The following is a 25,815-nucleotide window of genomic DNA, read 5'->3' on the forward strand; positions in this document are numbered from 1 at the left end:
TTCGGTTTCGCTTCGCTGCACCAGGCTAAAATCGGAGTTCGTGCTGAGGTTATTTGTACTCATGCGCCTGATCGATTATTGCCTTTTGATTTTCTATGATTTCACCAAAACATAATGCACTGAAAAGAATTAACAAGTAACCTATTGTTGAATAACAAAATATAGTATCTGAGAACGATAAAACACAAAAAGAAACCAATAACCCTAAAAGAATGGGCTTCATTTGGTTAAGCCTGAAGGCAGTTAAAAACAAGGTTCCTATGAAAAAAAGAAACAGAATAATACCTACTAATCCCAGTTCTGCAAGAGTTAACCAATATTGACCATGAGGCTCATTAAGCTTTTTTCCCCAAGCAGGAATAGGCTGATCTTTCTGAAAGCTATATTGAAAACCTCCAGTGCCCACACCTATAAGTGGATTTTTTTCAAATAAAGATTGCGCATATTGATGAAATTGAATTCTAAAACCTAAAGAGGTATCTGCTTGGTTGTGTTTCAGAAGCTTGATATCTGTAATCATTAAATGAACTCCATTTTGCATCACAGGGCTCAAAGTATAAGCTAAACTAATTGCAGCGATAAATCCCAAAATTCCTACCAAAGCCTTTTTAAAGGGAAGTTTTTGCACTATTAGTAAAGACATTAAAACACCATAAATAATGTAACCTGTTCTCCCTGGATTAAGAAAAAATGTCTGATAAGTTCCTAAGATAATCATAAACAGATAAAAAATCCGTAATCCTTTACTCATATTCTGCTGTAATACTAAGATGCCAGCAAAATAAACACCTAGGGCTACCATAAATCCAGTAATAATGTGGTTATAAAATACATCAGCAGGATCTGTGGAATGAAATGTTATTAAATGTTTTGACTTTAGCACTGATATAATACACGTCAATATCATCGTTAATATATAGCTATTTAAAACCCATAATCTAGTCTGTGGTTTAATAAACCCTACGGCAAATACAGGCAGGAAAATTAACTTAGAATATTTATCGATAATGTTGTACTGTAAGGCGTACGGTGCTTCAGACCACAAACAGGCGATAATGACAAAAAGAAATAAACCAATAGCGGCACGAGCCCATAATGTATTAAAAGCATAATACATATATTGTCTGTAGTAAGGCGCTAGCAAAAGAGCCACTATACTAACTACCACTAAAATGGACTTGATGCTGACACTTATTGGGATAAAAAATGCTAACAAAACAAGAAGCGTTGGTATCAATAAATTGTTTTTTTCTTCTAGCAAGCTCAGTCTCAAATTAATTCCTCTGTGCTTTTTGGCAATTGGTCTATATTGCTATCTTGATACAATTGTTTAATACCACGATAAAAAGTACCTTGTGCATTAAACACTGCAAATAAAAAACCTATTCTGCCATCTAAAAAACCACGTTGCAAGATATAACATCTGAAAAACATCCATGTTGTACTGGCTACTGTTTTGCTGAAACTGGATTTTCTCTTATTTAAGATGTATGTTTTCGCGCTATAAGATGAATATTTATTCATCTTATATAAGACATGACTTACATCTTTAAATGAGTGGTGCATAATGACATTTTTGATTTTACCAATTCGTGTACTCTCGGGTAGTACTATTTTTTCATGCACAATGTCATTACTGAAATAGGCGTTTTCCCGTTTAAAAAGGCGAACGTGACGTTTAGGACTAGAAGAGTATTTTAAGGGTTGATTATAGAAATACATTTGAATTGCAATTCTAAAAGCATCGGCTGTATTTGAGGACATGGCTGCCTTGATTTCTTGCTGCAACTCCTCGCTGACAGATTCATCAGCATCAAGATTTAACACCCAATCGCCTGTAGCTTTAGATAATGCTCTTTGCTTTTGAGCACCATAGCCTGGCCAGTCGGTAGAGAAAACATGCTCCGTATATTCTTTGGCAATGGCAACTGTTTTATCAGTACTTCCCGAATCCAGTACAACTACTTCATCAGCAAATCGTACGGATTCGAGACATCTTCTGATATTTCTCTCTTCATTTTTAGTTATTATTATTACAGTCAATGTCATCTAAAAAACGCCCTCTCTATGATCATGACTGACAAAATGTAACTTACCGTCTTTAACTTTTAAGGTGACGTGACCACCATGCATTAACTTACCGAATAAAAGTTCATCAGCGAGAGGTTTTTTTACATTCTCTTGGATCAATCGTGCCATGGGTCGAGCGCCCATTACTTTGTCGTAACCGTGCTCAATAAGCCATTCACGTGCCATTTTATCGACGTTAAAAGTGACACCTTTATGACTTAATTGTTCATCCAACTCCATAATAAATTTATCGACAACTAAACCAATGGTCACTGAATCCAATGGAGCAAAATTAATAATTGCATCGAGCCTATTTCTAAATTCGGGACTAAATTGTTTCTTGATCACTTCAAGCCCGTCATTGCTATTATCCTGTTGGGAGAATCCAATGGAGTTCCGTACTATCTCTCCAGCACCGGCATTAGAGGTCATTACCAGAATAATATGTCTAAAATCGGCTTGACGTCCATTAGTATCCGTTAAAGTACCATGATCCATAATTTGCAACAGCAAATTAAATACATCTGGATGGGCCTTTTCTATTTCATCAAGCAACAATACTGCATGAGGGTTTTTAGTAACTGCTTCGGTCAGCAAACCGCCTTGATCATAACCAACATATCCTGGGGGAGCACCAATCAGACGAGAAACAGTATGTTTTTCCATGTATTCAGACATATCAAAACGTAGCAATTCAATTCCTAAAACGTTAGCCAATTGTCTGGTTACTTCTGTTTTTCCAACCCCTGTTGGTCCAGCAAATAAGAAACAACCCACGGGTTTTTGTGGATCTCTAAGGCCAGAGCGACCTAATTTAATTGCAGAGGCTAACGCAGTGATCGCCTGATCTTGTCCATAAACTAAGAGTTTCAAATCGCGTTCTAAATTCCGTAAAGTATCTTTATCACGAGCAGAAACTTTCTTGATAGGTATGCGTGCAATTTTCGCAACAACACTCTCAATTTCGGTCACACTTATAATTTTTTTGCGTTTGCTCGCCGTTAATAAATTCTGGTAAGCACCTGCCTCGTCAACCACGTCAATTGCTTTATCCGGTAAAAATCGATCATTGATGTATTTCGCAGATAATTCAGCAGCTGCTTTCAGTGCAGGAATAGTGAATTTTACTCCATGATGTTCTTCTAATCGTCCTTTCAATCCCTTCAATATTTCAAACGTTTCGTCAATTGTAGGTTCAGGAATATCAATTTTTTGGAAACGTCTTGCTAAAGCTCTATCTTTCTCAAAAATACCTCGGTATTCTTGGTACGTTGTAGAACCTATACATTTCAGCTCGCCGTTTGCCAATAGGGGTTTAATTAAATTAGAGGCATCCATAACCCCACCGGATGCAGCTCCGGCACCAATAATTGTATGAATTTCATCAATAAACAGTACTGCCCCATCTTGTTGACCTAATTGTTTTAACACTGCTTTCAATCGTTTTTCAAAATCACCCCGATATTTGGTTCCAGCAAGTAATGCCCCTAAATCCAGAGAATAAACAATACAATCCCGGATGGCGTCAGGTATTTCCCCATCTACAATACGTCGAGCGAGGCCTTCTGCAATCGCAGTTTTACCCACTCCCGCTTCACCTACCAGCAAGGGATTATTTTTTCTACGTCGACATAATACCTGAATAGTACGTTGTACTTCTTCATGACGTCCAATCAAGGGATCAATTTTTCCTTGTTTCGCACGTCGGTTGAGGTTCGTACAATAGCTTTCCAAAGGTGACTCATTTCCCTCTGATGAACTCATATCATCTTCCATAGAGTTCATATTTTCATGCATATCATTGTTTTGATACTTAGAAACACCATGAGAAATATAATTAATTACATCAAGTCGCGTAATGTTCTCACGTCGTAAAAAATATACTGCTTGGCTTTCTTGTTCACTAAAAATTGCTGCTAATACGTTAGCGCCAGTTACTTCGGTTTTGCCAGCAGATTGGACGTGAAATACTGCACGTTGTAACACACGTTGAAAGCCAAGTGTAGGTTGTGTTTCTCTATCCAATTCGTCTTCAGGAATTCTAGGAGTTGTTTCGTCAATGAACTCAATTAAATCGCGACGTAATGCTTCAATATTTGCATCACATGCTTGTAATACACTTCCAGCCGCTGGATTATCAAGCAATGACAACAACAAATGCTCTACGGTCATAAATTCATGACGCTTCTCTTTTGCTTCCTTGAACGCTAAATTCAAGGTGAATTCAAGTTCTTTATTTAACATTGTCGTTGCTCCTCTTCAGCCCACAGCAAATTACTCGGGTTCCATGCTGGATAGCAATGGGTGCTGATTCATTCTGGCGTATTCATTTACCAGTGCTACTTTTGTTTCTGCTATATCTCGTGTAAATACCCCACACACGCCTTTTCCTTGGATATGAACCTGTAACATCACCTGAACAGCGATTTCTTCACTTAAGTGAAAAAAATGCTTCAGTACCTCTACTACAAAATCCATAGGTGTATAATCATCATTGAGCAATACTACTTTGTACTTTCTAGGCACTCTGATTTCCGTGCTCAACTCAGGTTCAGCGACTTTATGCCTAACAATTTCCTCTAGATTTTGCCCGCTCATAACATACAACCTCTATACTATTTTTATAGACTCCCTACGCACTTTTGGCCAGTAAAATCATCTATTTTTAATGAAAAAATTAGTCTTTGAAATAATCAAAAACATATTGATTAGATAACATTCATTAAAGGTATAAATTGTAGATGGCACAAAAGTAGCCTTGGTGAAAATACAAAAAAGGGATAATACCAATTTTATTGTATTCCACTAAGGCTCAAATTTATCCATACGATTTACATATGTTTAATTATTTCATCTCCAAAACCAGAGCTACTAACCAAAGTTGCACCGTTCATACCACGCTCAAAATCATAGGTGACTGTTTTAGCTGCAATGGCACCTTGCATGCCTTTGATTATTAAATCAGCAGCTTCATTCCATCCCATGTGACGCAACATCATTTCGGCAGATAGAATAATTGACCCGGGGTTAACTTTATTCTTGCCCGCATATTTTGGTGCCGTGCCATGGGTTGCTTCAAATACAGCAACGTCATCGCTTATATTTGCCCCTGGAGCAATACCGATACCACCTACTTGAGCAGCTAAAGCATCAGAAATATAATCACCATTTAAATTAAGCGTAGCAATTACGCTGTAATCTTCCGGTCTTAAAAGAATTTGTTGCAAGAACGCGTCGGCAATTACATCATTTATAATGATTTGCTTACCTGTCTTAGGATTCTTGAATTCCATCCAAGGACCCCCTTCATATTCTTTAGCACCAAAAACATCACGTGCCACTTGGTAACCCCAATCTTTAAAGGCCCCTTCGGTAAATTTCATGATATTACCTTTGTGAACCAAAGTAACTGTTTGGCGATCATTATCAATGGCATATTGGATTGCAGCTCTTACCAAGCGTGTAGTTCCTTCTTTAGAAACAGGTTTTATACCTATACCACAGTGCTCTGGAAAACGAATTTTTTTAACACCCATATCCTTTCGTAAGAATTCAATCACTTGCTTAGCTTCTGGGGAATCAGCCTTCCATTCAATACCCGCATAAATGTCCTCAGAGTTTTCTCTAAAAATAACCATATCGGTTTTCTCAGGCTCTTTGAGTGGACTTGGGACGCCGTCAAAATAACGAATGGGTCGCAAACAAGTGTAAAGATCCATTTCTTGGCGAATAGCAACGTTTAGTGAACGAATTCCGCCTCCAACTGGAGTAGTCAGGGGACCTTTAATCGAAACAACATATTTTTTCATCGCATCTAAAGTTTCTTTAGGTAACCATTGATCGGAACCATAAACTTCAGTTGCTTTTTCTCCTGCATATACTTCCATCCAGGCAATTTTTCTCTTATCGCCGTATGCCTTTGCAACCGCAGCATCAACAACACGAATCATTGGTGGAGTTACGTCCACACCAATACCATCTCCTTCAATGAAAGGAATAATGGGATTATTAGGTACACGAAGTGACAGATCAGCAGCAACTGTTATAGCCTCACCCTGTGAAGGCACTTTGATTTTATCGTAGGTCATTGACAACTCCGTAAAATTAGAGAAAAGGCAATGATAGCATGTGATAACTTGGAATCCCAAGTACCATTTCTATTTAATTAGCATGTCTTGAATGTTTACTATGCATGTTGCAACATTTTGATCTGTTCAACAAGTTGATCGTATCCTGCTTCGACATTGATATAATCATTTTTTGCCAAATAGATGGATAATGATCCATCATCTGTTGCGGAAGGTTTTTGTAAAATTCCATTATAACCTTTGCTTTTTAAACGAAGGAAATCATTAATTTTGGTGACTAAATAAAAATTACGGAAATAATTTTCGGGGATCATATGTATCGCCTGCGCATCTTTTTCTAACGTGTTTCCGGGTAAATAATCTTTAAGTGAATAAGTTGAATTATTATGAACCGCTACTACTTTACCTTTTGGAAGTAACTGCTTGATTTTAGTGGCCAACTTATTTACTTCTTGATGCGCCCGTGAATTATATTGACCGAACTGTGAGAGCGTTTTTTTGATTCCATTGTCAGTAAAAATCCGATTCGGATCAAATTCAAAACGTTGGTTGTTTAAATGAAAGACTACATTGCGACCGCCAGAATGTACTAAAGTAATAAGACTTCCTCCATCTTTCTGAACCACTGCCTGAGCCGCTTTTAAAGCGGTTTGTTCATTATGATGCAAGTGTATAAAAGTCTTACCTCTTCCAACAATGTGCTTAATTTCTACTTTTTCATCTCCAACCATGACAATATGACTCATGGCATAGGTACATTGACAAAAAAGGAGAGAAATTAAGATTGAATATTTCATAAACAATTTTCACCATAAAGTATAATTTTTGCGTTATTGTACAAGAATTAACCTATTAAAACAATGAATTTAGAATTGCTCATAATAGAAAAAGACCCTACTATACACGCACTTAAGCTTTTTTATATCATACTTAATGCCAGAAATTATACTGTTCAATAAACCCTATGGGGTTGTTAGCCAATTCTCCGGTGAAGCTCCGGAACATACATTAGCTGCTTTCATTAACAAACCTGATTTTTACGCAGCAGGAAGGTTAGATAAGAACAGCGAAGGCCTATTATTATTAACGAATAACGGTACGCTGCAATATCAGTTAACTCACCCCAAATTCAATAAAAGAAAATATTATTGGGTTCAGGTAGAAGGCATCCCTGATGAAATGGATTTAGTTCCGCTGAAAAAAGGTTTAGTACTCAAAGATATTAGCTTTTTACCTGCCGAAGTTAAAATCATTGATGAGCCTCTATTATGGCCACGTAATCCCCCTATTCGCTTTCGTAAAAACATCCCTACAAGCTGGTTGGAAATTATTTTAAAAGAAGGAAAAAATCATCAGGTTCGTAGAATGACTGCTGCTATTGGGTTCCCTACCTTAAGATTGGTTCGCCATAGAATAGGTAATTGGAGCTTAGAGAATTTACAGCCTGGGGAATATAGAACAATACATCACCTATAACCAAACCCTTCATCCCGAGTAAAACCAGGGCCCTTTCATCTTAGTACTGTGATACAGAATGAAGGTTCTTCGCAACGATTGGATGAAGTTTAACGATATACCAAGCGTTTCAACAAAGTATCTTCACCAAGGAGGCGGATCCATGGCCAGATAAACATGCCCACTAAAGCACTCGCTACAGGCATGAACAAACTATAGTTGAAACCAAGTAGGGCCGTAGTTAAAGATATAATTGATTGATATAAAAGGCAAAAAAATCCAATTAAAAATATTTGCTGCATCATAGAGAAGAATTGGAATCGTCTGGATTTGCTGGAAGCAATCCAAGTAACTAAAAGCAAGGCAAACGAGTGTTCTCCAATTACCGTTGCTAATAGAACATCCAATAATAATCCCACAAACAATAAGGTGGTCAATCGAAAATTGCCCGGTAAAAAATATTCTATATAAAGCACGAGTAATAGAACCCAAGGAGGCCTAAAAGCAGAGATTAATTCAGGCATAGGTAATATTGACAATAGAAGAGCCACAATAAATCCCAAGCATAACCGTATGCGAAGATTTCTCATCACATAGTCTCCTTAGCATTTAAACGTTCATTAATTTGCGTATTTAATTGCTCTTGCTCCGCATCTTGCCAGATCAGTAACACCAGCCGATTACGATTAAGTAAGGCAACAGGTTTTACTTTCACCTTAACAAAATCTTCACCAGGAATGCTATTCACCTCTTCTACACGCCCTACAGGATATCCTTCAGGGAAATGCCTGTCCAAGCCTGAGGTCACCAATACATCGCCTGGGTGGATCGAGGAGGTTTTCGGTAAATTAATTAAAGATAATTTCTCTATGTCATTCGTTCCCACAAGAATCGCACGTTCTCCAGTACGATTATTTCGTACCGGGACAGCACTCTTGGAGTCAGAAATAAGTAAGACTGTACTGGTTATAGGACCTACATCAACAATTTGCCCCATAACGCCTTTGGCATCTAAAACGGGTTGCCCAACGTAGGCACCATCACGTTTTCCTTTATTTAAGATAACGACCTGACGTGAATTACTCGTATCAACAGCAAGAATTTGGGCAGCCATTGCACTCATATCTGCTTTTGATGAAGTGAGAAGTAACTCTTTCAGTTGAGAGTTTTCTTTTTGAATGATAATTAATTTTTGTAATTCGGCCTCCAGCATGGTCTGCTGATACCGTAACTGCATGTTTTCGGCTATTAAAGCTTTTTTCGCACTAACCAGAGACTGTACCCAACCAATAACGCGAACAGGATAATCTACTGCATATTGCAAAGGAGCAACAACAAAGGAAAAACCACTCCGCACATTATCTAAATAACGATAATGATAATCTGAAAACATCAAAAAAACAGAAAAGACAAGCGCGAGCACAAATCCAATAGAACTGTACCCGCGCCTACTAAATAATCTGTTATACGTATTATTCTGTTGAGAGGAAATCACCGCCGCGCAAATCCATGGTTTCTAAAGCTTTACCACCACCACGTGCTACGCAGGTCAGCGGATCTTCAGCAATTAATACAGGTAAACCGGTTTCTTCCATGAGCAAAGTATCTATGTTTTTCAACAGAGCCCCGCCTCCGGTTAAAACCATACCTCGTTCAGCAATATCAGCAGCCAACTCAGGTGGAGCTAATTCCAACGCAGCTCTCACTGCGCCAACAATACCTGATAAGGGCTCTTGAAGAGCTTCTAAAATTTCTGCACTGGTAAGGATGAAACTACGAGGAACTCCTTCAGCCAGGTTTCTTCCTCGGACTTCTATTTCAAACAAATCACGACTTGGAAATGCGGAGCCAATTTCATGTTTAATACGCTCTGCGGTGGTTTCACCAATAAGGGTTCCATAGTTTCGACGTACATAAGATACAATCGCATCATCAAACTTATCACCACCTATACGAACGGATTGGTGGTAAACAATTCCACTTAAGGAAATAATCGCAACTTCGGTTGTACCGCCACCTATATCGACAACCATAGAGCCACTGGCTTCCTCAACCGGCATTCCAGACCCTAAAGCAGCAGCCATAGGTTCTTCAATCAAAAATACTTCACGAGCACCAGCACCCATTGCAGATTCACGAATCGCACGACGTTCAACTTGGGTCGAACCACAGGGAACACAAACCAAAACACGAGGACTTGGACGTAAAAATTTGTTTTCATGAACTTTATGAATGAAATGCTGCAGCATTTTTTCAGTAACAAAAAAGTCAGCGATCACACCATCTTTCATTGGTCTAATCGCATTTATGTTTCCTGGGGTTCTTCCCAACATACGCTTCGCTTCAAGACCTACTGCCGCAACGCGCTTTTGTCCTGATTCATTACGTAAAGCCACTACAGAGGGTTCATTTAGAACAATCCCTTTATCTCTCACATAAATCAATGTATTAGCTGTTCCCAAATCAATTGATAAATCATTGGAGAACACGCCCCTTAATTTTCTGAACATAAGCTGCACTATCCCGTTCTTTTTTTTGCGCTACTTTATACTAAATTTGGATAAAAATCGACAGTTCTTACACAACAATTTAAAATTAAAGAGTGAATTTTTATACATGAAGAGAGTTTTCAATTTTGGTAAGCATCGGAATCAAAAATAAGTAGCTTTTGATACTATTATGCATCAACAATCACAAATTATTTTTAAAATTATACGCTTAAAATGAGTCAAAATTTCCCATATGCTCTAATTTTGTTAAATTAAAAAATATTCTGAAATCAATTTGATTATATTAAATATTCCTTTATGGTTCAATTTCCAATTAAAAATATATTTTGTAATCAAATTGATTATATAATACACTACCATTCCCAAAATAGATAATCTTAACTTGAGGTTTTAATTTATTATGCCCAGCAGCTTACAATCAAATGAATTATCACAATGGACTCAAGGCGAACCGGATCTAATAGCTAAACTTCTTTTCAATCTTTTTTGTTTTTTAAAAGAAGCAACCAATAAAGGAAAAGATACTCCTGAATATAAAAAGATAATGGACAACATTGCTAATTTTATAAGCCTGAGAGGAGATCAGCGACTTCATATCCCCCAGCCAGGCAAAGCCGCAATTGATGCATCAGCGCTGTTGGGTGCTTATTTACGCTTAGGAATAAAATTGAACGACAAGCCGATTGTTGAGTTGAGTGAGGAACAAATCGACATAGTTCATACTTTTGTTAAACCATTAATTCCTGAAGGTTTTACACCTCAAAAATTTTTTGACAGTCTCGAGGGTACTCCATCTCAAAAACATAAAAAAATATTACATCTTCTACTATTTAAAGACATTGCTCCCCAACGTCCAAAAGAGTTATTCGAAGGTAAGTATGCAGACAAAGTAAATAACCTCCTTGATTCAATCCTTAATTTAGCTGACTTCATGCGAACCCCTTTTAGTGTATTACCCGAAGAGGAAAGAGCAGCTGTAGCTGAAGCAAAGAGAACAGGTAAAGGACAAGCGCAGACATCTGGGATAGATTTGCAATGGACCTCGATGTGCAAAGCAATTGAGCAAAGTCTGCAAGATATTATCAATTTAAAAAAGAGTAAAGCAAAACAAGCCCTAATATTCAGTGATGAAATAAGAGCATCATTAGAACAATGTAGAAAATGTTTTGGAATAGCTAATGCCCGTTACGAAGTTGTGAAAGAATTTGCCAAGGAAGCAAAAAGGCATGAAGAAGTCCTTAATGAGACTTTTCAAAATCTTGGTTTCCCGCAAGGAAATCAAGAGAAAATCAATCAATATATTCGTGATTTTAGAAAAAGTTTGATGGAGAAAGAGCCTCAAAGAGCCGAAGCCTTGCAAGACATGCCCCTCACTCAACTTATCAATGTTTATCACGCACAATGGCAAGCCGTTTTAGATAAAATTAGAAAAGAATTATCTGCTTCTCAGGAAGAATTACAACAGACAAATCAAACCCTAAAACAAACAACGCTCACTTTAGAGGAATCTAATAAACAGCTAGAACTGTTAAAGCAAGAACACGCGAAGCTTGAGCATGACGCTGATGAAACGAGCAAAAAGCTTGAGCAACAGAAACTTGAACTTATACGATTACAAAAAGTTGAATCATCGTCTCAAGAACTCATTGAGCAGCAAAAAAAGGAAATAGAAAAAACCCGTAGCACTGTTCAACAAAACAGCAGAACTTTAGAAGAGTTGAAGAAACAATTACAGATTGTTCAAAACGAAAATAACGAATTAAAAAGAAACATTAATTCTGCACAAAAACACGAGCAAACTATCGTTGAACTTACAAAACAGTTAGAAACCTTACAGCACGAAAACATTTCATTACAACAACAACTCAAGATAGTGGAACAAACTACCATACCATCTAGTGAAGTTGTATCCGAGACAGCCGCGCTTAAATCTGAGTTGGAGTTTTTACGAAAAGAAAATAGCTTACTTAAGCGAGTTGAAAAAGGGAAACAAATCCAAGAACCTGAAACTGATGTGATTGATCTTAAACCTCAGTTAGAATCTTTGCGGCAAGAGAACGCTCAACTCAAGGAATTATTACTTAAAAAACAACCAATACCCGAACCAGAACGTTTAAATCAGCCCGTTGAATTACCTGCTGATAATATAAAACCTGATCTGTTAATCGCTCTTGGAAGATTGCGTCTAAATAAAACAGATACAAGCAAAATAAAACAAGAAATAATGAGCTGTAACGAAAAAGAAAGTTTAGCAAAGATAGTCACTGAAATTAAACGCTTGGAAAAGATTAATGAATTTATAGAAACAGTAAATAAAGGGATTTTAGAGAGAGCGGGTTTCTTTTCTTCTGATCCACATAAGAAAATTGAGGCAATTGAAACAGCGTTCCAACAGCTGTCTATTGAAGACAAAAATAAATTAGCTACTTTGACTGAAATTGAAATAAATAATGAGTTGAGCAAAGAAAAAGATAAAGAAAGTGATATCGGGAAACTTCTTAAAGCCATTCAGCATAAAAGAGGGTTTATTCCGATTCGATCAGCAACGAGCTTTACATTCTTTAAGAGCGAAATAAGTCATTTAAAACATGATTTAGATGAAATTAACACACCAATACAGACACTCTAAATCACGTTCTTCACTTGTGTGTCACTGTTGTAATTAATTAATACTTACAACAGCGACATAAAAGTGTTCCACTTAATTTATATAATTCTTATTCTATTTTATTAATAACAAACACTTGATTTAATTTATCACGATTCAATGTCACAAAATGTTGGCCTAAGCCCTTCACATCAGCCAGCTCTTCCAAAGACTTAAAACCATGATGACTTTTACGATATGCGATAATCGCTTCAGCTCGCTTTTTTCCTATGCCTTTAACTGAACCGGTAAGCATTGATAAATCAGCTGTGTTGAGATCAATTTTATGAATTACTACAGGGGTTTTTTTTTTGACTGAGATTTCTTTAGTGACAACTGCATGAGTAGAGCAAGTAACTACAGATAATGACAAAACAGTAGCAATAAATTTTGCTTTCATAATTTTCTCCTAATTGTTGGACTAAGTGGCTCGTTCCAGAGCCGGCAAAAGTATCCCAAGATTTGTACTTTATGTCGAGAGTTTTTTAATTTTTTTTGCTTTAAGTTCAATACGTAACAAAATTTGGATGAAATTTTCTGCTCGTTTCAATAGATTAAATAGCATGAGTTTTAGATCAAGAAGTATTATCTCTCATCACTTGCTTTACCCATTCTGCGGGAATCTTCTTCCGAGAGAAGGTAGAATTTATCAAAATTATAATATATAACCCCCTCTTTAATGGAGAGGGTTAACTTGAGGAAATGCTTAGCTTAACAAATACATTACCTTACATGATAAAGTACATATGCCACCGATGCAGTTAATTTTCTCACCATATCTAAGTGCAAGAATTCATTAGGACCATGAGCATTGGAATGAGGGCCCAAAACTCCGGTAATCATAAATTGAGCATCTGGGAATTTCTTACCTAACATCCCCATGAAAGGAATAGTACCCCCTTCTCCCAAATAAGCAGCTGGCTTTCCATAGTAAGCCATTGAAGCCGCATCGGCCGCTTGTTCTAACCAAGAAGCAAGTTGAGGCGCATTCCACCCCTGTGAACCATCTCCGATATTAAAACTCACTTTAGCTTGATACGGTGGTTCTTTAGTTAATACATCGTGCATCACTGTTGCTGCAAGTCTAGGGTTTACTAAAGGGGGCAAACGCATAGATAATTTTAGTGCAGTTTTTGGTCGTAAAACATTGCCTGCGTTCTCTATAGAAGGAAATCCATCAGCTCCGGTGACAGTTAACGCAGGTCTCCATGTCCGATTTAGAATCAATTGAGTCTTATTCTTCGTTAACGGCTCAACTCCTTCATGCAAGGGAAATTCTGCATAAACAGACTCTCCTAATACTTGAGCACACTGGTCTGCTTGTTTTATTCGTTCTTCGGGAATATCACAATACAACTCGGATAGTTTTATTTCTCCTGAAATCTCATCCTCAATACGACTAATTAATTGCCGAGCGACGCGAAAACTGTCTGCTACGATACCGCTTGCAGCACCTGAATGAACACCCTCATGGATGAGCTCAACGGATAACTCACCGACTAAGTTTCCTCGTAATGAGGTAGTCATCCACAATTGCTCGTAGTTCCCAGCTCCTGAATCAAGGCAGATCACTAACTTGGGTTTGCCAATCCGATCATTTAATTGCTCGATATAATAAGGCAGATCATAACTACCACTCTCTTCACACGCTTCGATAATCAAAACACAACGCGGGATGGGTAATCCTTGATTCTGCAAAGCACAAATTGCAGTTAATGAGGCATAGGCAGCATAACCATCATCTGCCGCTCCCCGACCATATAAACGCCCATCTTTTAACACAGGTTTCCACGGGTGCAAATCTTCATTCCATCCAGACATTTCCGGCTGTTTATCGAGATGACCATACAACAAAACGGTTTCATCAATTTCGCCAGGGATTTCAATAAAAATTAATGGAGTACGCCCCTCCAGTCTCATAATCTCCAGCATCATTCCTTTAGGAGCATGAGACTTACACCAATCAGCAATATGAGAAACTGCCTTGTCCATAAAACCATGTTCCTGCCATTTAGGATCAAAGTGAGGTGATTTATTAGGAATTTTTATGTAATCACATAAACTAGGGATAATTTCTTGTTCCCATTGATGACAAACGAATTCATACAGTGCTTGCGGATTGAACATGAACTTGCTCCTCGATAATAGCTACGAGTTGGTCTGTAGCGGACTTAATATTTAATTCATTGATTTTATTATTAATATCCCTTTTATTATTCTCCAGTTCATGTAAAGTTTGTAGTAAAATATCCGTATTCAAAGCGCTATCTTCAATCACAAGACTAATGCCTATTTTTTGAAAATAACGAGCATTTTGAATTTGATCTCCTCGGCTGACCTCAGCGGGTAAAGGAATTAAGATATGCGGTTTTCCAAGAGCTAAAATTTCATAAAGAGAATTAGCACCAGCTCGCGAAATTATAACTGATGCTGCAGCAAATAAATCAGCTAATTCTTCGTTAGCATATTCAAACTGCTTGTAGTTCTTAAGGTTAACTAAAGAAGCCTCTAGTTTTCCTTTTCCACATATATGAATAACTTGATATTCCCTGGTCAATTGGGGTAACGCCTTACGAATACTCCGATTAATAGATCCTGCTCCTAAACTGCCTCCTATAACTAATAGACAGGGTTTCTCTGCATGAAACCCACAAAGCTCACGTCCATGGTCGCTATTACCGACAAATAACTGCTTGCGGATTGGGGTTCCTGTTACTTCTATTTTATCTTGTTTTTTAAAATGCTTTTTTCCTGCCGCAAAAGTTAAACAAATTTTATTCACGAAAGGAAAACACAAACGATTTGCCAGTCCCGGACTCATATCGGACTCATGAGCCACCACCGGAATTCGATTTAACCAAGCACCTAGTACAACCGGAAATGCAACAAAACCACCCTTTGAAAAAACTACATCCGGTTTTAATTTATTAAGCAAGAAAAAAGATTGCACAATACCAAATACGATCTTAAAAGGATCGAATAAGTTTTTTAGACTTAAATACCGACGTAATTTGCCACTGCTTATGCCATAAAATGGTATTTTAAGAGGTTCTATCATTTGCTTTTCAATTCCATGAGCAGAACCTATATAAGCAATTTCCCAACCTTTATTGCTGAATTCGTGTATTAATGCCAGGTTAGGTGCCACATGCCCTGCTGTACCTCCTCCGGTAAAAACTATCATTGGCATCATAAAATATTCCTAATAAGTAAGCTTAAGTCTATAGCCTGGATTGATTTAGTAATTGCACCTACAGAAATGAAATCCACCCCTAATTGGCTAATTGTAGCAATATTTTCTAGGGTAACTCCTCCAGACACTTCTAAAGCACAACATTTGGGCTGATTTATTTTAATCGCCTCTTCAAGCATATGATGATTAAAATTATCCAGCATAATTCTATCAGGGCGAGCACCAATTGCTTCACGTAACTCATCCAGAGTTTCAACTTCCACTTCAACTAATACATTTTTATAATTTTTTCTTGCCAATGCAACGGCTTGTGCCACCGAACCACAGGCTTTGATGTGATTTTCTTTAATTAAAATAGCATCATAAAGCCCCATACGGTGATTGAAGCCACCTCCGCAAGTCACCGCATATTTTTGTGCTGCTCTTAATCCAGGAAGTGTTTTCCGGGTATCGAGTAATCGAGTCTGTGTACCACGAAGCTGTTGCGCATAATGATAGGTTTGGGTAGCCGTAGCAGACAGCGTTTGTAGAAAATTCAAGGCAGTACGCTCTCCAGTTAAGACGCTTCGTGCTGGGCCATATAACCTACATAAAGTAGTCGGAGCCTCTAACCATTCTCCTTCAGTAACTTGCCACTCTAGTTTGACTTGATTATCAAGTTGATTAAATACTTCATTCACCCAACGTTGGCCGCATACAACCATAGCTTCTCGGGAGATAATTTCTGCTTCAGCTCGAAGATCAGCGGATAATAAAGTTGCAGTAATATCTCCATCACCTACATCTTCGTGTAAAGCACGGGTCACCTCTGTCTCTATCTGTAAAGAAGTTTTACTCATGTAATTTTCCTGTCTTTCTGAGCGTAACGTATTTTTAATAAAAGAGGAGCAATAAATGTCGTCACCATGACCATTAAAACAATTGCTGAAAATAAATCATCAGAAATAACACCTAAAGTTCGACCAATCGAAGCGAAAACTAACCCGACTTCACCGCGGGGTAGCATGCCGATACCAATTAGTAGACGATCATTTGAGGAGCGCGCGCCATATCCACTCACTAGCTTGCCAATCACTGCTGCAATGGTTAAACCTGTGGCCAAAACAATTACATTTAAGTGATAAAAACTCTCTAATTTCACTTGGATGCCAATTACCACAAAAAACATAGGAGCTAAGATAGACTCTAAGGGCGATAATAAATGATAAATACTCCGATTTTCTTGTTGGCTTAAAGGTACGCCATCAAAATAGTCATCATGAAGAAGGACTCCGGCAGTGAATGCCCCAATAATTGTGGCAAGTTCAAGCACTGAAGCTAACCAAGAAAGAGTCATGATGAACAAGAAGGAAATGAATAATTTTGCTTCCCAAGGCTCGAGAAAACGAAAAAAATGAATCGCCTTGCGTAAAACAATGGGACCTAAAAATAAGCTGCCTGAAAAAAAGAGCATTGCGCTTACGATAATACGCAATACAATCATAAGATCTACTACCCCACTAATCACTAAGGAGCTGACGACAGCTAAAATAATTAGGCCCAAGACATCATCTAACATTGCCGCACCCAATATAGTCCTTGCTTCTTTAGTGCGTAATTTTTTCATTTCGGTAAGCACCCGTGCAGTAATTCCGATACTGGTTGCACTCAAGGTCGCCGCAATGAATAAATCGGATTGGTAGGAGGCATCGGGCATCAATAAATAAACGGTACCAAATCCTAAAAACATTGGGGCAATCACACCAATCAAAGCAACAATAAGCGAATCGCGACCTGTATGTTTCATTTCCTCTAGCGAGCTTTCCAACCCCACCATAAATAGCAGAAAAATAACCCCATATCTTGAAAAAATATCAACTATATAAGCAATTTTGAGATAATCGGAACCATGCGGTCCACTCAAAGCACCTACAACTTGCTGTGCATAATTTGGGTTAGGAATAACCGAACTAACTGCCTGATTTAATGGCACTCCATGAAGTATTTCCTTAACGGCATCAAAAATTGAGGAACCTTCTCGTAATAAAATTGCTAAGGGGGATCCGTAATAATAGAATAAATTTCCAATAAGAATTCCTATGAGCAATTCCCCAAGTACGCTAGGCTGATTGATGCGTCTTGCCGTATAACGGCCAATAATTGCAAAGAAAAAAATAGTAGTAACGCCGAGTAAAACAAATGCAACCGGATCAGCATGGCTAGCCTCAGGAGAAGCAAAAGCAATAACAGGGATTATTCCTGCAATTAGAAGCAACCATTTTAAAACTTGCATTAATATTTTATACCTCGCTAAAGCTATGATAATTAGACTGGAGTAGAAGACCTCTTTACAAATTTAAGATCACTGTTCCATACACGTAATGAGGCTTCTATTCTGCAGCTTAGGCCACAAATTTTGATTGCTTAAACTGCGAATAGGTTTTTTTGTGCTCAGGCTTCTCAGTTACATTGACTTCCACCCAATTCTATTGCTTTGCCAAAAATAAACATGTTTCTAAAACTGAATCTGGGTTAAGTGAAACGCTTTCTATCCCTTCTTTCATTAACCATTGAGCAAAGTCTTGATGATCCGAGGGACCTTGTCCACAGATGCCTATATATTTGTTAGCCTTTTTACATGCAGTAATTGCCATATGCAAAAGAAGCTTCACTGCTTCATTACGTTCATCAAATTGAGCTGCGATTAATCCTGAATCCCTATCTAATCCTAAGGTCAACTGCGTTAAATCATTAGAACCTATAGAAAACCCATCAAAATGCTCTAAGAATTCTTTAGCTAATAATGCATTGGAAGGTAATTCGCACATCATAATCACCCGTAACCCATGCTTACCTCGCTCAAGTCCATGTTGCTTCAAAACTTGAATTACATTAGCCGCCTCATCTACTGTTCGTACGAATGGAATCATGACTTCTACGTTAGTTAAACCCATATCTTCGCGAACCCGTCGTACGGCTTTACATTCCAAAGCAAAACATTCTGCAAATGACTCAGAAACATATCGTGATGCACCTCTAAAACCCAACATTGGATTTTCTTCATGCGGCTCATATAAATTTCCACCGACAAGATTTGCATATTCATTTGATTTAAAGTCTGACAATCTTACAATGACTGGTTTTGGATAAAACGCAGCAGCAATCGTTGCGATTCCTTCCTTCAAGCGCTCAATATAGTATTCAACGGGAGAATTATAAGCTGCTGTTTTTTCAGTAATGAATTGCTTTAATTCCTTATCTTCCAATTGATCAAAATCAAGTAAGGCACGGGGATGGATCCCAATCGTATTGGAAATTAAAAATTCCAAACGCGCCAAACCTACTCCTGAGTTAGGTATGGATTGAAATGTAAAGGCTCTTTCAGGGTTACCTACATTCAACATAATTTTCATTGGCAATTCAGGCATGGTGTCTACATCAAGACGTGCTTGTTCGTATGGCAACAATCCTTCATAAACGTAGCCGTTATCTCCCTCCGCACAGCTGACCGTAACCTCATCACCGTCACGTATCGTTTTCGTGGCATCCCCACAGCCCACTACGGCCGGAATACCCAATTCACGAGCAATAATAGCCGCATGACATGTTCTACCACCACGATTAGTCACAATAGCGGCAGCACGTTTCATTACGGGTTCCCAATCAGGATCCGTCATATCGGAAATCAACACATCACCAGGTTGCACCCGATCCATTTCATTTACATCTTTAATAATTCTTGCCTTACCTTGGCCTATACGTTGTCCGATACTTCGTCCTTCAGCCAACACTTTACCTTTTTGTTGTAAGGTATAGCGCTCCAATATTTGTTTATTGTCTCGGCTTTTAACGGTTTCCGGACGAGCTTGCAAAATATATAATTGACCATTTAAACCATCTTTTGCCCACTCTATATCCATCGGTCTACCATAATGTTTTTCAATAATTATGGCTTGATGAGCTAAAAGCTCTACTTCACTTTGCGTTAAAGAAAACAGTAATCTCTCTTTCGGATCAACCTCTACGGTTTTAACTCGTTCTGGCTTGCTGAGATCATCATTGTAGATCATTTTTAGAGCTTTACTTCCGAGATTTCTTCGAATAACCGCAGGTCTTCCTGCTAGGATACCTGGTTTATGTACGTAATACTCATCAGGATTGACTGCTCCTTGGACAACCATCTCTCCCAAACCATAAGAAGATGTAATAAATACCACTTGATCAAAACCAGACTCAGTATCCATAGTAAACATCACACCACTTACAGCCATATCACTGCGAATCATTTGTTGAATACCCGCGGATAAAGCTACTTCATGGTGAGCAAACTGATGGTGAGTACGATAAGTAATCGCTCTATCGTTAAAAAGTGATGCGAAAACATGTTTTATCGAGAGCAAAACTTGATCAATTCCTTTGACGTTTAAAAAAGTTTCTTGTTGACCCGCAAATGATGCATCCGGTAAATCTTCAGCTGTGGCTGATGAGCGAACGGCTACACTGAAATTATCATGGCCGATGGACTGTGACAGCTGGTCATAAGCCTCTCGAACAGCACGTTCAAAATCAGGGGTAAATGGTGTATTAACAATCATTTCTCTGATTTCTTTCCCAATAACCGCTAATTGCTGTACATTGTCTGCATCTAAAGAAGCCAATTTTGCATAGATTTTTTTATCTAAATTATCTTGAGACAGAAATTCTCTGAACGAATCCGCAGTAGTCGCAAATCCACCCGGAACAGATACGCCTGCTGAGGATAAATGACTGATCATCTCTCCAAGGGAAGCATTTTTTCCACCAACCTGCTCTAGGTCATGCATGCCAAGATGTGCTAAATCAATAATATGTGTTTTGACCGTCATAACTACCCCAAGTCCATAAAATGATAATCATTTTACTTAAAATGTGGGGCTATGGGAAATAGAAACTTTAGTTACCCGAAACATTAGTACTCATATCCCAGAATAAAGTAGTTTTTAAGCTACTCCTGAGCATGAGTACCGATATTTGAATGAGATTATGCATTACATGCAATTAATGCTTGGGAAAATTCTTTATGGAAATTGGCGTTACCTAAAAGTTTAATAATACCGCCCTTACGCAACTTTTCCTCTACCAGGGGATTAGCCCCACTTAAAATGACTCTCACATTACGTTCCTGCAAATCTTCAATAATTTCTTCTAAAGTTTGTAACCCCGTAACATCCATAAAGGGAACCCAGCGCATTCTAATAATTAAAGTTTTAGGATCGGTATGAGTTACAGCTAAAGCATGTTGGAATGCTTCCGCTGCTCCAAAGAAAAAAGGCCCTTCTACAGCATAAACCAATACCCCATCGGGTAAGGTTTCTATATTTTGGCGTGCCAATTCATGTGCTAATTCTTCCTGAGTCATTTGCTGCACCTCAACACTGGTCGCCATTCCCCGTATGAAGTGTAATATAGCTATAATTACGCCAATATTTACTGCGACTACCAAATCCACAAACACTGTAAGGAAAAAGGTAACCAACAAAATCACTACATCAGCTTTTGGAGCACACTTAATTAATTTAATGAAATGTTTTACTTCACTCATATTCCAAGCCACCACAAATAAAACTGCGGCCAATACGGTAAGTGGGATATTCACGGCCAAAGGAGCTAGAAAAAGAATAATTAAAATTAAAGTGAGCGCATGGATGATACCCGCTAAAGGGCTATTACCCCCATTACGAATGTTTGTCGCAGTACGTGCAATCGCTCCGGTTGCTGCGAATCCTCCAAACAAGGGTGCAAAAATATTTGCAATTCCCTGGCCGAGTAACTCCCGATTGGAATTGTGTTTTGTACCGGCCATCCCATCCGCTACAACTGCTGATAAAAGCGACTCTATAGCACCAAGCATCGCGATAGTAAACGCTGGGCCAATCAACTCAATCACTCGATCGATTGTCAAGTTGGGTAATTTAAATTCAGGTAGGCCTTGAGGTATCCCACCAAATAAGGAACCTATAGTCGCAACTCCAGAAAAATGACAAACCGATTGCAATCCTGTCACAATTAATAGAGCCACGAGAGGACCTGGAACACGCTTCAGTCCAGGAATTTTATTTGCAAAAATGACGGTGAAGAGTGAAAAAAAGCCTAAAATGGTTGTAGTTGTATTAAGCTGAGGGAGAGTCTGTATTAAATACCATAATTTTTCATGAAAATGACCGCTTCCTCCTGAAGGAAGACCAAAAAAGTAATGCCATTGCCCTACCCAGATGACTACGCCAATACCTGCCGTAAAACCAATAATCACTGGAGCAGGTATAAACTTGATAATGCCTCCCAGACGAGCAAGGCCAAAAAATAACAACATGAACCCGGCGAGTATCGTTGAAATTTGTAAGCCAGAAACTCCATACTTCGCTGTGATACCTGACAGCACTACAATAAAAGCTCCGGTTGGGCCAGCGATTTGTAACCGGCTTCCTCCCATAATAGAAACAATCAAACCAGCAATAATTGCTGTATAAATCCCTTGTTCTGGTCTCACACCCGAAGCAATAGCAAATGCCATTGCTAAAGGCAAAGCGACAACCCCTACGATAATTCCGGAGATAATATTTTGGAGCCAATACTTCTTCTGAAACAAGCCTGCTTGATAGGATTCAATGATTGTTTTCATGAAATGCCGTGATTCATTTTTAAAAATGAAATCATTATACACAATCATATTAAAAAAATATCAATTTCTGATAAAATTCCTCACTTTAATTCACATCTGCTCGCGCATCTAATATTATATGTGCTTTACCATTAGGGCTAGCTACTTATGACTCTTACTGCTTTAAATGCGATCTCTCCAATCGACGGGCGTTATATTAATAAAACACGGGCTTTGAGTCCTTATTTTAGTGAATTCGCCTTAATTTATTATCGCCTGACTGTAGAAATCCGCTGGCTTGAATCTTTAGCAGCTAATCAAGCTATTACCGAGGTCCCCCCATTAGATCAAAAGACTAAACAGTTCCTCAATAATCTGATTACCAATTTTGATGAGGATGAAGCTCTTAAAATTAAGGAATTTGAGCGACAGACAAATCATGATGTGAAAGCAATTGAATATTATTTAAAAGACAAATTCCAACATCATGCTACTTTGAAGGCCATTACTGCCTTTATTCATTTCGCATGCACTTCAGAAGACATCAATAATTTAGCTTATGCATTAATGGTAAAACAGGCCATTGCCCAGGTCATTCAACCTACCCTTGCTGAAATTATGGGTGGCATTACGCTGCTTGGTAAGCAACATGCTGATGTGCCTATGTTATCCAGAACCCATGGCCAACCAGCAACTCCCACAACCATGGGCAAGGAGTTAGTCAATTTTGTCGCTCGACTCAAAAGACCCCAACAGCAATTATGTGAAGTCTTGATTCCTGGTAAATTCAATGGTGCTGTTGGTAACTATAACGCCCATACTATTGCTTATCCCGAGGTAGATTGGCGAAAACATTGTGCTAACTTTGTTACATCACTGGGTTTATCTTTCAATGCTTATACGACCCAAATTGAGCCACATGACGGTTTGGCAGAAGTATCACAAATTATGGTGCGTATTAACAATATATTGCTCGACTATACTCAAGACATTTGGAGTTATATTTCTCTTGGCTACTTTAAACAAAAAACTGTAGCTGAAGAAGTGGGATCCTCCACCATGCCTCATAAAGTTAATCCCATTGACTTTGAAAATGCAGAAGGAAATTTAGGGATGGCCAATGCTCTATTTATTCATTTTGCCAATAAGCTTACTCAATCACGATTACAACGAGATTTATCAGATTCTACTGTATTGCGTAATATAGGGATGGCGTTTTCTTATAGCCTAATTGCCTACTTATCTCTAGCAAAAGGCAATGATAAATTACAAATAAATAAACGTGCTTTACAAGAGGATTTAAAGGCAAATTGGGAAGTATTGGCAGAAGCAGTACAAACCATGATGCGACGTTATAATTTGCCTGATGCATATGAACAATTAAAATCGTTAACCCGTGGCCATGGAATTGATGAGCAAAGTCTCAAACAATTCATTCAAGAGTTAGCAATACCTGAAAAAGCCAAAGAGCAATTACTAAAACTTACCCCAGAGAACTATACGGGCCTAGCAACCCAGTTAGTAAAGGCCTTTTTATGAGTAATATGCTCTCCCAACAAGGGCAAACCTTTGAATTTGATGTCCTTGTTATGGGTACAGGGCTGGCAGGACTGCAATATTGTTTACAGCTTATCAGCCTGCAACCCCGATTAAAAATTGCTCTGATCAGTAAGGCTGAAGCGATTGAGTGTAACAGTCGCTATGCTCAAGGTGGAATTGCTGCTGTTTTTTCTGCAGAAGACTCCTTAGAATCACACATTTCGGATACTTTGGTAGCCGGCGATGGATTGTGTTATTTACCCGCAGTTGAATTCATAATTCGACAAGGTCCCGACATGATAAAACAACTGGGCCAGTATAATGTCCACTTTAAACAAGACAACAAAGGAAGTTTTCATCTTGCAAAAGAAGGCGGGCATTCACACCGACGTATTTTTAATTGCGGTGATCAAACCGGTTTATCGATTACGCAAACAATGAATCAGTTGGCAAAACAACAGCCCCAAATTCATTTTTTTGAGCATCACGTCGCTGTAAACCTAATTACTTATTACCATCCCCATCGTACCGACATTCAAGGAGAGATTTTAGGAGCTTATGTTCTGGATTGTGCCGCAAATCGAATTCATACTTTTTTAGCCAACTGTGTGGTGTTAGCAACAGGCGGTGCAGGTAAAACCTACCGGTATACGACCAATCCCATGGTTGCGACCGGAGATGGCGTGGCGATGGCATATCGAGCTGGGGCTCGTGTTGGGAATATGGAATTTTACCAATTCCACCCTACTCTTCTGCATCATCATACTTTAAATAATTTCCTCATCTCAGAAGCGGTACGCGGAGAAGGTGCTTTCCTTAAAAACGCTGAAACAGGCGAACGATTCATGAAACGTTATGCTCCAGAGCAAATGGAGCTGTCAACACGTGATGTAGTCGCACGTGCTATTTTTAGTGAGATTGAACGCAGTCAAATGGGATATGTTTATCTTGATATTACCCATCAGTCCAAAGAATTCTTAAAAAAACGTTTTCCACAAATTTATGCGACATTATTATCCATTGGCATTGATATGAGCCAAGATATGATTCCGGTTGTCCCCGCGGCCCATTATCAGTGTGGGGGTGTACTAACAGACATTGATGGACGTACTGATTTAAAACGACTTTACGCCATTGGCGAAGTTGCTTTTACAGGGTTACATGGCGCCAATCGTCTCGCAAGTAATTCGTTGCTCGAAGCATTAGTCATGGGATCCAATGCAGCTCGGTGTACTTTAAAAGATATTTCTGCTCCTTGGAAATACTCGGAACATATTCCAAATTGGAGCGCGCCCAGTGAAGTCAACGCCAGACGTGCCAGCCAAATCAATGCACAGTGGCGTGGCCTAAGAGGAGAAATGACTTCTTATGCGGGCATTGTGCGAACAGAGGCAGGACTTGAAGATCTACTACAATTAATAATGAAGCGTAAAAAAATAATTGAAGAATATTATTGGAAGCATTCCATCACTCGAGATTTTATTGAGCTAAGAAATATTATTCTCAATGCTGAATTAATTGTAAGGGCAGCTCTAGCAAGACGAGAATCACGTGGGGGACACTTTCGTGAAGATTATCCGAATAAAAAAGCCGAGGCACAAGAAAGCATTGCTAAACTTGGTCTGATGGATACTTCACCAGAATAATAAATTAGCCTGGGTAGCGAAAGTATAACCAAGCTACAATATACTTAAGAG

20 protein-coding genes are annotated in these 25,815 nt (G+C 38.5%); 4 read left to right on the forward strand and 16 right to left on the reverse strand.

Annotated features, from left to right (window positions below; translation table 11 throughout):
• Positions 1-49: 49 nt before the first annotated feature.
• From ACWTE2_RS03125 to ACWTE2_RS03150, 6 genes are all read right to left on the reverse strand, one after another.
• On the reverse strand, positions 50-1,273 hold the full coding sequence (locus ACWTE2_RS03125; RefSeq protein WP_454784104.1) for an O-antigen ligase family protein: 1,224 nt from the start codon (positions 1,271-1,273) through the stop codon (positions 50-52).
• Complete coding sequence (locus ACWTE2_RS03130) at positions 1,270-2,049, reverse strand: glycosyltransferase family 2 protein (protein WP_454784105.1); 780 nt, start codon at positions 2,047-2,049, stop codon at positions 1,270-1,272. Before ACWTE2_RS03130 ends, ACWTE2_RS03125 begins: the two co-directional genes overlap by 4 nt.
• The gene (gene clpA / locus ACWTE2_RS03135) at positions 2,050-4,314 is read right to left on the reverse strand and encodes an ATP-dependent Clp protease ATP-binding subunit ClpA (RefSeq protein WP_454784106.1); all 2,265 of its coding nucleotides are present in this window, start codon (positions 4,312-4,314) and stop codon (positions 2,050-2,052) included.
• A 30-nt stretch (positions 4,315-4,344) separates the two neighbouring features.
• Positions 4,345-4,668 carry an ATP-dependent Clp protease adapter ClpS gene (clpS, locus tag ACWTE2_RS03140; RefSeq protein WP_182391063.1) on the reverse strand — a complete coding sequence of 108 codons (324 nt, stop codon included), beginning with the start codon at positions 4,666-4,668 and terminating at the stop codon, positions 4,345-4,347.
• Positions 4,669-4,901: 233 nt separating this feature from the next.
• Complete coding sequence (icd, locus tag ACWTE2_RS03145) at positions 4,902-6,158, reverse strand: NADP-dependent isocitrate dehydrogenase (protein WP_182391064.1); 1,257 nt, start codon at positions 6,156-6,158, stop codon at positions 4,902-4,904.
• Between the two features lie 98 nt (positions 6,159-6,256).
• Complete coding sequence (locus ACWTE2_RS03150; RefSeq protein ID WP_182391065.1) at positions 6,257-6,955, reverse strand: protein tyrosine phosphatase; 699 nt, start codon at positions 6,953-6,955, stop codon at positions 6,257-6,259.
• A 136-nt stretch (positions 6,956-7,091) separates the two neighbouring features.
• Between ACWTE2_RS03150 and ACWTE2_RS03155 the strand changes: the two genes are divergently transcribed.
• A complete protein-coding gene (locus ACWTE2_RS03155) occupies positions 7,092-7,634 on the forward strand; it encodes a pseudouridine synthase (protein WP_454784107.1) in 543 nt (180 codons plus the stop codon).
• A gap of 89 nt (positions 7,635-7,723) precedes the next feature.
• On the opposite strand, the gene mreD is transcribed toward ACWTE2_RS03155, so the two are convergent.
• From mreD to ACWTE2_RS03170, 3 genes are read right to left on the reverse strand one after another with little or no spacing between them, the layout of a single operon-like run.
• The gene (gene mreD / locus ACWTE2_RS03160; RefSeq protein ID WP_182391067.1) at positions 7,724-8,203 is read right to left on the reverse strand and encodes a rod shape-determining protein MreD; all 480 of its coding nucleotides are present in this window, start codon (positions 8,201-8,203) and stop codon (positions 7,724-7,726) included.
• Positions 8,203-9,108: a rod shape-determining protein MreC gene (gene mreC / locus ACWTE2_RS03165; RefSeq protein WP_182391068.1), complete on the reverse strand. Its 906-nt coding sequence runs from the start codon at positions 9,106-9,108 to the stop codon at positions 8,203-8,205. The genes mreD and mreC overlap by 1 nt, the downstream gene beginning before the upstream one ends.
• Positions 9,086-10,123, reverse strand: coding sequence for a rod shape-determining protein (locus ACWTE2_RS03170; protein ID WP_003636696.1), 1,038 nt, complete (start codon positions 10,121-10,123; stop codon positions 9,086-9,088). The genes mreC and ACWTE2_RS03170 overlap by 23 nt, the downstream gene beginning before the upstream one ends.
• A 400-nt stretch (positions 10,124-10,523) precedes the next feature.
• Between ACWTE2_RS03170 and ACWTE2_RS03175 the strand changes: the two genes are divergently transcribed.
• Positions 10,524-12,752, forward strand: coding sequence for a CCDC158 family protein (locus ACWTE2_RS03175; RefSeq protein ID WP_454784108.1), 2,229 nt, complete (start codon positions 10,524-10,526; stop codon positions 12,750-12,752).
• Between the two features lie 88 nt (positions 12,753-12,840).
• On the opposite strand, the gene ACWTE2_RS03180 is transcribed toward ACWTE2_RS03175, so the two are convergent.
• The 7 genes from ACWTE2_RS03180 to ACWTE2_RS03210 form a co-directional block, all read right to left on the reverse strand.
• A complete protein-coding gene (locus ACWTE2_RS03180) occupies positions 12,841-13,170 on the reverse strand; it encodes a ComEA family DNA-binding protein (RefSeq protein WP_454784109.1) in 330 nt (109 codons plus the stop codon).
• A gap of 323 nt (positions 13,171-13,493) precedes the next feature.
• The gene (locus tag ACWTE2_RS03185; protein WP_454784110.1) at positions 13,494-14,897 is read right to left on the reverse strand and encodes a M20 family metallopeptidase; all 1,404 of its coding nucleotides are present in this window, start codon (positions 14,895-14,897) and stop codon (positions 13,494-13,496) included.
• Complete coding sequence (locus tag ACWTE2_RS03190; RefSeq protein ID WP_454784111.1) at positions 14,872-15,963, reverse strand: undecaprenyldiphospho-muramoylpentapeptide beta-N-acetylglucosaminyltransferase; 1,092 nt, start codon at positions 15,961-15,963, stop codon at positions 14,872-14,874. Before ACWTE2_RS03190 ends, ACWTE2_RS03185 begins: the two co-directional genes overlap by 26 nt.
• Complete coding sequence (gene nadC, locus ACWTE2_RS03195) at positions 15,960-16,802, reverse strand: carboxylating nicotinate-nucleotide diphosphorylase (protein ID WP_182391073.1); 843 nt, start codon at positions 16,800-16,802, stop codon at positions 15,960-15,962. The genes ACWTE2_RS03190 and nadC overlap by 4 nt, the downstream gene beginning before the upstream one ends.
• Positions 16,799-18,235 (reverse strand): cation:proton antiporter, encoded by a 1,437-nt coding sequence (locus ACWTE2_RS03200; RefSeq protein WP_454784112.1) that lies wholly within the window; start codon positions 18,233-18,235, stop codon positions 16,799-16,801. The genes nadC and ACWTE2_RS03200 overlap by 4 nt, the downstream gene beginning before the upstream one ends.
• A 193-nt stretch (positions 18,236-18,428) precedes the next feature.
• Positions 18,429-20,807 carry a phosphoenolpyruvate synthase gene (ppsA, locus tag ACWTE2_RS03205; RefSeq protein ID WP_454784113.1) on the reverse strand — a complete coding sequence of 793 codons (2,379 nt, stop codon included), beginning with the start codon at positions 20,805-20,807 and terminating at the stop codon, positions 18,429-18,431.
• Between the two features lie 155 nt (positions 20,808-20,962).
• Positions 20,963-22,600 carry a SulP family inorganic anion transporter gene (locus ACWTE2_RS03210; protein WP_454784114.1) on the reverse strand — a complete coding sequence of 546 codons (1,638 nt, stop codon included), beginning with the start codon at positions 22,598-22,600 and terminating at the stop codon, positions 20,963-20,965.
• A 147-nt stretch (positions 22,601-22,747) separates the two neighbouring features.
• Between ACWTE2_RS03210 and purB the strand changes: the two genes are divergently transcribed.
• Positions 22,748-24,118, forward strand: coding sequence for an adenylosuccinate lyase (gene purB / locus ACWTE2_RS03215; protein WP_454784115.1), 1,371 nt, complete (start codon positions 22,748-22,750; stop codon positions 24,116-24,118).
• Positions 24,115-25,764: an L-aspartate oxidase gene (nadB, locus tag ACWTE2_RS03220; RefSeq protein ID WP_454784116.1), complete on the forward strand. Its 1,650-nt coding sequence runs from the start codon at positions 24,115-24,117 to the stop codon at positions 25,762-25,764. Before purB ends, nadB begins: the two co-directional genes overlap by 4 nt.
• Positions 25,765-25,815: the final 51 nt, after the last annotated feature.

It is taken from the genome of Legionella nigrisilvae, from assembly GCF_977063395.2.

Bases quoted from the DNA above. Each gene is read 5' to 3' on its own strand.
- ACWTE2_RS03155 (WP_454784107.1), top strand. From the start codon at position 7,092: ATGCCAGAAATTATACTGTTCAATAAACCCTATGGGGTTGTTAGCCAA.
- ACWTE2_RS03130 (WP_454784105.1), bottom strand. From the start codon at position 2,049: ATGACATTGACTGTAATAATAATAACTAAAAATGAAGAGAGAAATATC.
- ACWTE2_RS03175 (WP_454784108.1), top strand. From the start codon at position 10,524: ATGCCCAGCAGCTTACAATCAAATGAATTATCACAATGGACTCAAGGC.
- nadB (WP_454784116.1), top strand. From the start codon at position 24,115: ATGAGTAATATGCTCTCCCAACAAGGGCAAACCTTTGAATTTGATGTC.
- ACWTE2_RS03210 (WP_454784114.1), bottom strand. From the start codon at position 22,600: ATGAAAACAATCATTGAATCCTATCAAGCAGGCTTGTTTCAGAAGAAG.
- ACWTE2_RS03185 (WP_454784110.1), bottom strand. From the start codon at position 14,897: ATGTTCAATCCGCAAGCACTGTATGAATTCGTTTGTCATCAATGGGAA.
- ppsA (WP_454784113.1), bottom strand. From the start codon at position 20,807: ATGACGGTCAAAACACATATTATTGATTTAGCACATCTTGGCATGCAT.
- ACWTE2_RS03200 (WP_454784112.1), bottom strand. From the start codon at position 18,235: ATGCAAGTTTTAAAATGGTTGCTTCTAATTGCAGGAATAATCCCTGTT.
- ACWTE2_RS03170 (WP_003636696.1), bottom strand. From the start codon at position 10,123: ATGTTCAGAAAATTAAGGGGCGTGTTCTCCAATGATTTATCAATTGAT.
- ACWTE2_RS03150 (WP_182391065.1), bottom strand. From the start codon at position 6,955: ATGAAATATTCAATCTTAATTTCTCTCCTTTTTTGTCAATGTACCTAT.
- icd (WP_182391064.1), bottom strand. From the start codon at position 6,158: ATGACCTACGATAAAATCAAAGTGCCTTCACAGGGTGAGGCTATAACA.
- mreD (WP_182391067.1), bottom strand. From the start codon at position 8,203: ATGAGAAATCTTCGCATACGGTTATGCTTGGGATTTATTGTGGCTCTT.
- clpS (WP_182391063.1), bottom strand. From the start codon at position 4,668: ATGAGCGGGCAAAATCTAGAGGAAATTGTTAGGCATAAAGTCGCTGAA.
- ACWTE2_RS03190 (WP_454784111.1), bottom strand. From the start codon at position 15,963: ATGATGCCAATGATAGTTTTTACCGGAGGAGGTACAGCAGGGCATGTG.
- purB (WP_454784115.1), top strand. From the start codon at position 22,748: ATGACTCTTACTGCTTTAAATGCGATCTCTCCAATCGACGGGCGTTAT.
- clpA (WP_454784106.1), bottom strand. From the start codon at position 4,314: ATGTTAAATAAAGAACTTGAATTCACCTTGAATTTAGCGTTCAAGGAA.
- ACWTE2_RS03180 (WP_454784109.1), bottom strand. From the start codon at position 13,170: ATGAAAGCAAAATTTATTGCTACTGTTTTGTCATTATCTGTAGTTACT.
- nadC (WP_182391073.1), bottom strand. From the start codon at position 16,802: ATGAGTAAAACTTCTTTACAGATAGAGACAGAGGTGACCCGTGCTTTA.